At 68.9% G+C, this 1,503-nt stretch carries 1 protein-coding gene; it reads right to left on the reverse strand.

Features of this window, described 5'->3' with window-relative positions:
• Positions 1-31 precede the first annotated feature (31 nt).
• Positions 32-1,258, reverse strand: coding sequence for an IS110 family transposase (locus ABZS42_RS31950; protein WP_355151673.1), 1,227 nt, complete (start codon positions 1,256-1,258; stop codon positions 32-34).
• Between the last annotated feature and the right edge of the window lie 245 nt (positions 1,259-1,503).

The following is a 1,503-nucleotide window of genomic DNA, read 5'->3' on the forward strand; positions in this document are numbered from 1 at the left end:
GGTGGGGTCAGACATCCCAGGAGCTTGGATGTCAAGCAGCGACGGGTTGGGTTCGGTGTGACCAGGCGGTTGCCTGGTCGTAGACGGTGGTGGTTTTGAGGCAGCCGTGGAGGATGCCGACGAGGCGGTTGCCGATCTGCCGTAGCGCGGCGTTGTGGCCGATGTCGCGGGCGCGGAGCTGGTCGTAGTAGGCGCGGACGGCGGGGTCGTGCAGGATCGCGGCGCTGGCCTGTGTGTGTAGGGCGTCGACGAGGCGGTCGTTGTGCACGATGCGGGCGTGGACGGTTTTGGATTTGCCGGACTGGCGGGTGATGGGGGCGGTGCCGGCGTAGTTCTTGCGGGCTTTGGCGTCGGCGTAGCGGCCTGGGGCGTCGCCGAACTCTGCGAGCACCCGGGCGCCGAGGATCACGCCGATGCCGGGTTGGCTGAGGTAGACCTCAGCGTCCGGGTGCTGGCCAAAATGCGCCTCGACCTGGCCCTCCATTGCCTTGATCTGGGCGTTGAGGGTTTGCAGGATCGCGACGGTGGCGCTGATGGTGGCCGCGTAGGCGGCGGTGACGACGTCGGGCTGGCGCAGGTGCGCGGTGCGCAGTGCCCGCTGGATCGTGGTGGCCTTGTCGGCGATCCCGCGGCGGCGAGCGCGTTTGAGAGCTGAGCTGATCTGGGTGAGGGTGAGTTTGGCGGCCTGGTCCGGGGTCGATGCCTTGGCCAGCAGCTCGAGGGTGTCGGCGCCGGTCAGTGTCAGCGGCTGATAGGCATCCAGCGCGGCGGGAAAGAACTCCCGCAGCGCCGCACGCAGCCGCAGCGTGTGCCGGGTGCGTTCCCAGATCAGCGTCTGGTGCGCGCGGGCCACCACCTTGACCGCCTCGGCGAGATCGGAATCGGCAGCGACCTGCCGCAGTTGATGACGGCGGGTCCGCACCATGTCCGCCAAGGCATGCGCGTCGCCTTTGTCGCTCTTGGCCCCGGACAGCGACACCAACTCCCGATGCCGGGCGGCCTGCTTCGGGTTCACCCCGAACACCTGGTAGCCGGCCGCGATCAGCGCCCGCACCCACGGCCCACGATCGGTTTCGATACACACCAGCACCTGCGCCGGCGCGGCGTCGTCGGGCAGGAACCCGGCCACAAGGTCGTGGAAACGGGCCATGCCGTCCACACCCTCGGGCAGCCGCGCGGTGCGCATCACCCGCCCGCGCAGGTCCTGCACCTCCACATCGTGATGATCTTCCGCCCAGTCGTCACCGACGAACAGCACAACGCCTCCCGTCCCGCCGAACAACCCGTCGGCAGCCTGCGGGAGAACCAGCGCCCTAATGGACCAGTGCTCACGCCAACCCGGCGGGCACGACATCCCATCAGCCGTTCATCTCCCGACCACGGGCGAGGGCACGGTCTGACCCTAGGACTCACCGGTCCAGGGGGTGCGAGTGCTCACTCGCCCGCAGCTACCGGACATCGAGTCTGCCTCCCGACCGACCCGACACCTCCCATTAGGGGGTG

Source organism: Micromonospora sp. NPDC005367 (assembly GCF_040606825.1).
Taxonomy (GTDB): domain Bacteria; phylum Actinomycetota; class Actinomycetes; order Mycobacteriales; family Micromonosporaceae; genus Micromonospora.